Below are 9,443 nucleotides of genomic sequence, written 5' to 3'. Positions count from 1 at the left end.
AGGTATAACCATAGTTGCTGCCGGAACCTCACTTCCGGAATTGGTTACATCAATGGTTGCTGCCATAAAAAAGAATAGCGATATCGCCATTGGAAACGTAATTGGTTCCAATATTTTTAACGTTCTGTTGATACTTTCCATCAGTTCGTTTGTAAATCCAATTGAATACAACCCGAATTTTAATAAGGATTTATTAATATTAATAGGGGGTACTGTTTTTCTACTTTTGGCAATGTTTACCGGAAAAAGAAAAAAACTAGATCGGTGGGAGGCTTTAATCTTATTAATTTTCTATTTGATTTACACCATTTATTTGGTATCGAAAGAAATATAAAAATTACCATAAACCAAAAATTCTATGACCGGATATTGGTCGTTGAGCTGGTCGAAGGGTACTTTTTATAATGAATAACGGATGGATTGAAAAATCTTGCGTCCTAAAGCCGGAATTCCTTGTTTAAGGAGAGGTATTGGCTTAATATAATGAAATAATTTTATCCCTTTTTCCGAAAAGTATTCAAATCCAACGTATTAAAGGCGTTTTTAGCTCATTTTATAAGGGTTTTTAAAATTTTTTTAGGTTTAATGTTTTCGCATTTCCTAATTTAAAAAGTAAGTTAAGAAGGATGAATGTGTATAATAAAAAGCTATTACTCCTCTGGAAAGGCATTGCTAATTTCCGGTATCATCTCCGGTGTTTTAGTTTAACAATTCAATATGTAGTTCCAAAATTGGTTTATATAAAACTAAATATTATTTTACATTTTAAGACGATTCAATACCTTAATCTCATAAAACAAAAAGATCTGCTATGAAATATTTATTTACTATGAGTTTAACATTTTTTTCATTATGCGCATTTGCACAGGATTCAAAGACTTCATTGATGAAGATTGTTTTGGCTGATTCAGTAATTAATAAATATATGGAAGGTATTGGGAAAGAAGATATTAATGAATATAAATTATTTCATGGATCTGGGTATTATATCTTTAATGATGGAAATGTTGAATTTCAAGAACATAATGGTAACAATAGTAATGCTATACAAAAAGGAATTATCAAAAAGATAAAAATTAATAAGAATAAGGCTATAGTGAAATTTTATACAGCTTCATGTAACAATACACGCGTCAGCTTGAAGAAAGAAGCAAAAAATTGGGAAATTAAATCGAGGCTGATTTACAGAAGCTGGAAGCATCCAAAAAAACAACCTAAACTTGTATACTATAGTTTGAATTAAAATTTAGGATCGTCGCTGAATTTCCGGTTTGAAATGTTTATTTTAATAAATACATTAAGGAAAAGTAGAAGGGATATAATATTTATAAGCAAAACTTCTATGCCAATTATGTATATACATATGTTTTAACAATTAAAAATGAGAAAATTAAAACTTCAAATTCAACTTTCCATTGATGGATTCATTGCTGGTCCTAATGGAGAAATGGACTGGATGATTTGGAATTGGGATGATAAGCTAAAGGATTTCGTAACCCAAATAACGGAATCAACTGATACTATAGTTTTGGGTCGCAAACTGGCAGAAGGATTTATTCCATACTGGAGATCAAATAAGGAGTTGGAAGGTGCTGATAAAATTAATAATTCTAAGAAAATAGTTTTTACAAAAACACTTGAAAGCTCGAACTGGGAAAATACCATTTTAGAAAAGGGAGATTTGACAGATAAGATACAAGAATTAAAATCTTTAAAAGGGAATGACATGATAGCCTATGGTGGGGGAGCATTTGTTTCATCACTAATCAAAGAAAATTTGATTGATGAATATTACTTTTTTATTAACCCTTCTATTTTAGGTGACGGAATGCCAATATTTGAGAAAACTGACTATAAAAAGGAGTTGAAGTTGGAAGAAGCAAAAGCTTATGAGTGTGGAATAACCGTATTAAAGTATAGGAATTGAACACAGCATTAATTTACACTCCCAGTTAAACCGCTATGATGCAATTAAGGTTTCAATTCTGTGTAGCCTTGATCGATCGGTATAGCTTAGCCAATTCAAGACCATTTTCAATAGTTTCCATTAAACTCTTAGTCTACCCGATGGATTCTTTGTCTGAAATGTATAAATTACCAGAAGAAATTAAATTATTGGGTTTGAGTACAATTCAGGTGTATGCATAAATTAGTGATAACCTTGCTTTTAAACAATTGTTGTGCCTTATGGTAAAATGTAAAACATAAAAAAGAATAGGCCCTTTTAAATACAAATAGTCTCAATTTTAATTATGAAAAAGGCATTTTAAGAAGACACAAGCCAATTGAACAATAATTAAAGCGTAAATTGAATGCTATTCGTCAATTAATTATTAAGAATATGGATTCTGAGATCAGGTGGGAGCAGAGATTTTCAAATTTTGAGAAAGCACTAAACAAACTTTCGCAAGCAGTTGAATACATTAAGCATAATTTAATAGATGAAAATGAGCCTATTGACGATAGTGATACCCGCCATGTGTTGGATGAAATAATTAAAGAAGGTATAATACAGCGGTTTGAGTATACCCACGAATTGGCTTGGAAGGTAATGAAAGATTATGCTACCTATCAGGGCAACCCAAATGTTGGAGGCAGTAGGGATGCAACAAGGGAAGCTTTTCAACTAAAACTAGTTTCTGATTCTTTTCTTCTTCTTATTATCTTTATAGGTATTAATAAAGTAGGCTATCAGGGTCTACTCTATTAATTAATTAAAAATAACCAAATTAATAAATGGAATTACCTAAATATCATGAAACTTTTATGCCGATTTTAGAAACGTTAAGTTCTATTGAATCAATAAGCAGTCGAGAATTAGCAATAAGAGTATGTGACAAATATTATTCTGCATTACCGAAAGAACTTTTAGATAAGAAAACAAGCACTGGAGCCAATACATTGATAGACCGAATACTTTGGGGAAAATCCTATCTAAAAATGGGCAAGTTTGTATTCTATCCCAAAAGAGGGATGGTGCAAATCGGAGAAAAAGGAAAACAAGCTTTAGCAAGTGGGAAATTACTTCTCTCGGACTTACAGAATGACCCTGATTTCATCCAACATCGTTCAACTGTTAAAAGCAAAAAAGATGATAAAGCAGAATTCGAAACTGTAGTCGTTGGCAATGCATCGCCTCAGGACCTAATCGATACTGGATTTGAAACAATTGAAACAGAAGTTAAAACTGAGCTACTTGATAAACTTAAAGAACTTGACCCTTACTTTTTTGAAAAAGTGATTTTGATATTACTTAAAAAAATGGGTTATGGAGATTTTATTGAAACATCAAAAACAGGAGATGGGGGGATTGATGGAATTATAAACGAGGACAAACTTGGACTTGAAAAAATTTACACTCAAGCAAAAAGATACAATGAAAATAAAGTGCGTGAAAAGGATATAAGGAATTTTATTGGAGCAATGAGTGGAGACACTTCAAAAGGAGTATTTATAACGACTTCTACATTTGACAATTCAGCGATTAGGAAAGCTAGAGAGGCTCATCATTCAATAATACTGATTGATGGACCTAAACTGGTGGATTTAATGCATAAATATAATGTTGGCGTTCAAGTAAAGACTACATATGAAGTAAAAGAAATTGACAATGATTTTTTTGAAGGAGAATAATTGACTTATGGCGAATAAATGGGGAATTCCTGTCCATGTTGAAATTTTTGTAAAGGAACGAGATAAAAAATGTGTTTATTGTAGGGTAGAATTTCTAGGCAGCAAAGATTCAATAAAATCTAAACCATCATGGGAGCATATTGTCAATGATATAAGAATAAATGGGAGTGACAATATCGCTCTATGTTGTATTTCCTGTAATGCCAGTAAAGGAGCGAAATTAGTTGAAGATTGGCTACAATCTGAATATTGTAAAAAAAAGAAAATAACAATTGACAATGTCGCAACTGTTGTCAAAGAAGCTATTGTCAACCCACCTGAAATAAAAATAACTAACCCTAACAATTAAACCACAATGATACGATTAAGGCTTCGGTTCATTGCATTTCTAATCGATCAAGAGTGAACGATGCCTACCTAGGCTTTTTCCCATGGAAATTGGATAGGATTTTTTGGGGGAGGTAGGTAGCAGTAAAATAATGAAATTGCGCCTGTAATGGTAGCCTAATAATCTTTTTGTACTTTTAACCATTTCCAGACCATTTTTCAACAGTTTCCATTAAATTTTTAGTCTATTAACTGGATACTTTGTCTGGAATGCTTAATTTGGCAGGCAATCAATTTAAAGGGTTGGTGCATGGTTGATATATGCCTAACTCCTAAGATAAACAAGTATTTATACGAATATTACCTTTCATTATGTAGTTCCAAATACAATTGGTATTTTAAAGAGGAAGGAATGAAACCTAAAAATCCAAAGCCACTAAAAATTATCATAATCTGTCCATACTTGATAAGTTTGGTTTTGCTGCTTTTACTGATTTCTTGTTCAGGAGAGAGAAACAATTGGGAAGGAATATGGCAGGCTAAAATAGAATATATTCCTGAGCTCTATTCAAATTTTGATTTAGAATTAAATAGGGGATTCTTAGATGGGGAATGGAGTGGTCGCTATGAAGTAGTAGCGTTACTTGACGCCGGTAAAATTCCAAATGTAAAAGTGGCCAACTTTAATATTGAGATGGATTTTGGCCATGGGCAAATATTTAAAGGGAAATTATCAAAGGATAAACGTTCTCTAGAAGGAATTTTTTACGATTCCCTTAGAAAAAATGATACTTTAAAATTTGTTAAGGTTAGTGAATGGACTTCCGAAATGCCAGCAAGAATTGATAAAAATGGAGAGGCATTAGATCATTGGAATTACAGCATTCCTGAACCATTGGATGATGATTGGAATATAGCTAGCTTGGAAAGCTCAATAATTTCACAAAAACCACTACATAAATTGTTTCAGAAGGTGATTGATGGAAAATACCAAGGATTAGATGCGGTGCTAATAACCCATAATGGTAAACTGGTACTAGAGGAGTATTTTCATTTAGGATCTAAAAATAGGTTGCATACCATACAATCTTGTACAAAAAGTGTGACTTCACTATTGATGGGGATTGCACATGACAATGGTTTAATAGGTGACTTGGACCAACCTATTCAATATTTTTTCCCCAAATACATCGATACCCTGCACACCGCTACCTGGCCGGTAAGCCTGAAAGATGCACTTACAATGTCTGCAGGCTTGGACTGGAATGAATGGGAGCTTCCTATATCAGACCCGGAAAATGATGTAATAAAAATGCTTTTCAGTCAAGACATGTATGATTTTGTATTGAAACGAAATATTGTCACCGGAGCACAACCGGGAGATAAGTTCGAGTACAACAGTGGCCTCTCGGTACTGCTTGGTGGTGTTATACTCGATGCTACCGGAATGCCAGCTGATACATATGCCGAAAAAACATTGTTCAATCAATTGGGAATCCAACATTACCATTGGTTTTCCCTTACAGATGAAGTTCATACAGGTGGTGGACTCTGGTTAGGGCCCAGAGATTTTCTGAAAATGGGCCAATTGGTACTTGGTAGGGGAAAATGGAATAAACAACAGATAATTTCTGAATCTTGGATAGAAGAATCTACTGCCTTTCATCTACCACACCTGGAAAACAGTGGTTACGGTTATCACTGGTGGCGAGGTGAATTGAATGTGGATGAAATGAAATTCCCTATAATTTATGCAGCCGGCTACGGTGGGCAATTTTTATTTATAGTTCCTGGTTTGGAACTTGTAACTTTGTTCTTGCATCATAATCCAAAAGATTTGGAGTTAAGCCATACCATGGCATGGAAAGAAATGGAGAAATTTATTGTTCCTTCTTTTATAAGAAGATTAAACCATTAACCTTATAATGCCAAGTGGCTAGTATCAATTTCTTTCGTTAAATTTATAAAATACCAAAAAAGGGTTATGATGTCACAAACTTCTTGCAAGCATATCACTGCTATCTCAGAAATTAAAACAGCCAATGAACATGTTTGCGAAGAATGTGTAAAATTGGGTGATGGTTGGGTACATTTGCGCACATGTCAGGAATGTGGTGTTACGCTTTGTTGTGACAATTCTAAAAACAAGCATGCAACAGCTCATTATCGTTCCACCAACCACCCGGTTATTAGTTCAGCAGAACTTAATGAAAGGTGGCTTTGGTGTTATGCCGATAAAGCTTTTGTAACCTATTAAACCTAACCATTTATGATAGATTCTAAATATCCGGAGTTAACCGAAATACAAGTTGAAAAACTTAAAACCTATGGTGAGGTTGAATTTTACAAAGAGCCTACGGTGGTGTTGGATTTTGGTGATCAGCATTACGATTTTTTTGTAGTACTCACCGGTGGAATAAGAATTATAGATCCTGATAAAAGAGAGGATAGCATTGCCATCCACAGAAGACATCAGTTTTCTGGGTCTAGTAGTATTTTGTCTCATAGAACGTTGGTGTTTGTGGCGAAACATTAGAAAACACACAGCTTATAAGAATAAGTCCAGAAAAATTAAAAAGTGCCATTGCTAAATTCAGTGATATTAGTGATGTGCTTTTGAACGCTTTTTTACAACGTGAAGATGCACTGAAGAATAACGTACAAGGCATAAAACTTATTGGTTCTGAACACTCTAATGAAACTTATGCCATTCGTGATTTCATGGATAAAAATGATATCTGGTACAATTTTATAGATTCTGATAAGGAAGAAGGATTGGGACAAATGTTAGCAACTTTCAATCTTAAGGAATCTGATTTACCTGTTTTAATCAATAGTCAGAATGATATTTCTATTCGTCCATCTATAAATGAAATTGGAGAATGTACCGGTGTTCGTTTACAGCTAGATGATGAAATTTACGATGTACTGGTAGTTGGAGCGGGCCCGGCAGGATTGGCAGCTAGTGTGTATGCAGCTTCAGAAGGATTAAAAGTGTTGACTATTGATAGCAACTCCCCGGGTGGACAAGCCGGTAAGAGTTCTAAAATTGAAAATTACCTGGGCTTTCCTACAGGAATTTCCGGTAGGGATTTAGCGAATAACGGCTATATACAAGCACAAAAGTTTGGCTGTACCATTTCTGTACCGCATAGGGTAGAAGGCATAGAGCGAAAAGACAATTATTATCAAATCAGTTCTAGCAACACTTCTATTTTAAAAGCTAAAACAGTAATTGCGGCTACGGGTGCAGCCTATAGAAGGTTACCGCTAGAAGGTATTCAAAAATTTGAAGGTTCCGGTATATACTACAGCGCAACTTCTATGCATGCAAATATGTGCAGAAATAGTGAAATTGGTATTGTGGGCGGTGGTAACTCAGCAGGTCAAGCAGCATTATTCTTGGCAAATTATGCGTTTAAAGTTTATGTGATTATTAGAAATGAGGACATAGGTGCCAAAATGAGCGATTATCTGGTACAGCGTATTATCGCTTGTGAAAATATTGAAGTATTGACCGGTAGTAACGTGATAACAGTTGAGGGAAGCACCTATTTAGAAAAGGTTGAAATCAAGAAAAATGAGACCTTAGTTGAAAATGATATTGGTTATCTTTTCACATTTGTAGGAGCAAAGCCTTGCACAGAATGGTTAGATACTATTATTGATACAGATGCCAAAGGTTTTGTACATACGGGACTTGCCATTTGTGACAATGCTTTAAATAGCGAACCTGAGTTTAGTCAGAGAAAGCCGTATACTTTTGAAACTAGTTTACCGGGATTATTTGCAGTTGGCGATGTACGCTCAGGTTCTGTAAAACGTGTAGCTTCTGCCGTAGGTGAAGGCTCTATTGTTGTAAGTGATATTCATAAATTTCTTGCCCAAGACAAATTTGCTACTACCGCAAATTAAACCATCTATGCAGTATAGCAGGGACTATCATTGAAAACATTGTTACTGCGCTATACAAAGACCAAACCTTTTTTGAGTTTGGTCAGTATACTACCATTCGCTTTTTTGAAATTGTATATTTTGAAAAGGGCACCGGTGCCATAAAAATAAATGGCAAGACTGTAAACTATTGTACTTTAACTTCGAAAATGGAGTAGCTTGAAAACTCAGGTTCCACATTCCCATTGTAAATATCGCGCATCAAGATTCTATTACCTGGTAATTGCACAATTTCTGAATTTGGTTCACAATCTGGAAAAGGAAATGGAACTTCAACTTCTAACGATTTGTCATCATTAATCAAAATAAATCCATACAACTTTGGGTCAAAAAATGGAACGTAGTTGGGATCTACACTTTTTCTAGCGACTTCAGTGGATTCCTTTAACCCCTTATAATAAAGAATCCCAGTAAAACCTTGATCAAACCGAAAAAGGCCAACATTTTTGGAATTATTAGATCGATTAAAATCCTCGTGATTAAAATTTACTTTATATTTCAATTCAAAATTTTCACCTAAATCATAAACACCAATTTCTTTAGAATGTTGAAAAGTTAAATACATTAATTTTTTTTCTTTATCTAAGTGATAAACCTGAACAGGCATGCTTGAATTCCCTTTAGAATATCCAGTTTTGGGAATGTCGTCACTTTTAAATAATAGAACTTTTTCCAATTGATCTGCCACAGGATTAAATTGCTCAACAAGAAAATCAATATTAGTATCCTTAATTCCTGCATTTGAATTAAAACCAGAAAAAAAGTTCGTAAAGACAAAAATATCAGAACCGTTCTTCTGAAAATAATACGGAACAGCATATCTAGGACCAGTGTAAAAAACTGCATACCATTCGGAAACGAATCTAAATCTGTCATTCACTTCCCAAACATCACTATACCATATCAATTCCCGTGAACTAAGTAATAGATAGCCCCCCTTTTCTTCAAAAAAAGATGCAGCAATCAAACTAGAATTATACTCATTAGGCCCATCCCCAAATCTTTGTATTGACTCCAACACCTTACCTGTGCTATCTATAATCAAAAATTCTTTTGTCACTTGATCAACAGCCAGAAATCTTCTTTTATTTTGATCAAAATCAAGGATTGTAAACTTAGTTCCCCAATCTACTCTAATTGAATCAACTTTTTCAATAGTAACAAGGTTACTTTCTTCTTCATTGGATCTTATATCGCAGGAAGGATATAGAAATAGAAGAAAAGAAATAATAAAAAAATTAAATATTACTTTACATCCTTTTAATAAATCACAATAAAACATCTCCATCAAACTCAATATAAATTTCAAATTATTTAATAAACAGTATTTTAATTTACGGCTCTAGTTGAAAATATTATTATGACAGTACAAATCATATACGCTCTTAAATCATCAATAGTTCGAGATACTTTACTTCATTTTTTGGAAAAACAAATCCTTAGCTCCATTATTGACACAAATTTTGTTATGAACCACGAGCTTTTGTTTTACCATAACGACCGCAGAGTAGCCAGCCATCGCCGAAGTT

The 9,443-nt window shown here is 33.8% G+C and carries 10 protein-coding genes and 1 pseudogene; 10 read left to right on the top strand and 1 reads right to left on the bottom strand.

Annotated features, from left to right (window positions below; genetic code table 11):
* The 10 genes and pseudogenes from AAC037_RS11875 to AAC037_RS11830 form a co-directional block, all read left to right on the top strand.
* A pseudogene (locus AAC037_RS11875) lies at nt 1–334 on the top strand (sodium:calcium antiporter); the annotation flags it as partial.
* 477 nt (nt 335–811) lie between these two features.
* Nucleotides 812–1,243: a hypothetical protein gene (locus AAC037_RS11870; protein WP_339903202.1), complete on the top strand. Its 432-nt coding sequence runs from the start codon at nt 812–814 to the stop codon at nt 1,241–1,243.
* 138 nt (nt 1,244–1,381) lie between these two features.
* Entirely contained in the window at nt 1,382–1,927 is a 546-nt protein-coding gene (locus tag AAC037_RS11865; RefSeq protein WP_339903201.1) for a dihydrofolate reductase family protein, read from the top strand.
* Between the two features lie 414 nt (nt 1,928–2,341).
* Nucleotides 2,342–2,710 (top strand): HI0074 family nucleotidyltransferase substrate-binding subunit, encoded by a 369-nt coding sequence (locus AAC037_RS11860; protein WP_339903200.1) that lies wholly within the window; start codon nt 2,342–2,344, stop codon nt 2,708–2,710.
* Nucleotides 2,711–2,736: 26 nt separating this feature from the next.
* Nucleotides 2,737–3,633, top strand: a complete 897-nt coding sequence (locus AAC037_RS11855; protein WP_339903199.1) for a restriction endonuclease — start codon at nt 2,737–2,739, stop codon at nt 3,631–3,633.
* Nucleotides 3,634–3,640: 7 nt separating this feature from the next.
* Entirely contained in the window at nt 3,641–3,982 is a 342-nt protein-coding gene (locus AAC037_RS11850) for a hypothetical protein (RefSeq protein WP_339903198.1), read from the top strand.
* A gap of 288 nt (nt 3,983–4,270) precedes the next feature.
* The gene (locus tag AAC037_RS11845) at nt 4,271–5,878 is read left to right on the top strand and encodes a serine hydrolase (protein WP_339903197.1); all 1,608 of its coding nucleotides are present in this window, start codon (nt 4,271–4,273) and stop codon (nt 5,876–5,878) included.
* Between the two features lie 66 nt (nt 5,879–5,944).
* The gene (locus AAC037_RS11840; protein ID WP_339903196.1) at nt 5,945–6,217 is read left to right on the top strand and encodes a UBP-type zinc finger domain-containing protein; all 273 of its coding nucleotides are present in this window, start codon (nt 5,945–5,947) and stop codon (nt 6,215–6,217) included.
* A 12-nt stretch (nt 6,218–6,229) separates the two neighbouring features.
* Nucleotides 6,230–6,496 (top strand): hypothetical protein, encoded by a 267-nt coding sequence (locus tag AAC037_RS11835; RefSeq protein ID WP_339903195.1) that lies wholly within the window; start codon nt 6,230–6,232, stop codon nt 6,494–6,496.
* An 80-nt stretch (nt 6,497–6,576) separates the two neighbouring features.
* Nucleotides 6,577–7,875 carry an FAD-dependent oxidoreductase gene (locus tag AAC037_RS11830; protein ID WP_339903194.1) on the top strand — a complete coding sequence of 433 codons (1,299 nt, stop codon included), beginning with the start codon at nt 6,577–6,579 and terminating at the stop codon, nt 7,873–7,875.
* Nucleotides 7,876–8,041: 166 nt separating this feature from the next.
* Here AAC037_RS11830 and AAC037_RS11825 read toward each other — a convergent pair whose 3' ends face one another.
* The gene (locus AAC037_RS11825) at nt 8,042–9,202 is read right to left on the bottom strand and encodes a hypothetical protein (RefSeq protein WP_339903193.1); all 1,161 of its coding nucleotides are present in this window, start codon (nt 9,200–9,202) and stop codon (nt 8,042–8,044) included.
* Nucleotides 9,203–9,443: the final 241 nt, after the last annotated feature.

The organism is uncultured Cyclobacterium sp. (assembly GCF_963976465.1).
GTDB lineage: Bacteria > Bacteroidota > Bacteroidia > Cytophagales > Cyclobacteriaceae > Cyclobacterium.
Note: the sequence above shows the minus strand (reverse complement) of the source record. Positions and strands in the feature narration are given on the sequence as shown.

Excerpts from the sequence above, each read along its gene's own strand:
- AAC037_RS11870 (WP_339903202.1), top strand. The coding sequence starts at position 812 with ATGAAATATTTATTTACTATGAGTTTAACATTTTTTTCATTATGCGCA.
- AAC037_RS11855 (WP_339903199.1), top strand. The coding sequence starts at position 2,737 with ATGGAATTACCTAAATATCATGAAACTTTTATGCCGATTTTAGAAACG.
- AAC037_RS11850 (WP_339903198.1), top strand. The coding sequence starts at position 3,641 with ATGGCGAATAAATGGGGAATTCCTGTCCATGTTGAAATTTTTGTAAAG.
- AAC037_RS11835 (WP_339903195.1), top strand. The coding sequence starts at position 6,230 with ATGATAGATTCTAAATATCCGGAGTTAACCGAAATACAAGTTGAAAAA.
- AAC037_RS11860 (WP_339903200.1), top strand. The coding sequence starts at position 2,342 with ATGGATTCTGAGATCAGGTGGGAGCAGAGATTTTCAAATTTTGAGAAA.
- AAC037_RS11845 (WP_339903197.1), top strand. The coding sequence starts at position 4,271 with ATGGTTGATATATGCCTAACTCCTAAGATAAACAAGTATTTATACGAA.
- AAC037_RS11825 (WP_339903193.1), bottom strand. The coding sequence starts at position 9,202 with ATGGAGATGTTTTATTGTGATTTATTAAAAGGATGTAAAGTAATATTT.
- AAC037_RS11865 (WP_339903201.1), top strand. The coding sequence starts at position 1,382 with ATGAGAAAATTAAAACTTCAAATTCAACTTTCCATTGATGGATTCATT.
- AAC037_RS11840 (WP_339903196.1), top strand. The coding sequence starts at position 5,945 with ATGATGTCACAAACTTCTTGCAAGCATATCACTGCTATCTCAGAAATT.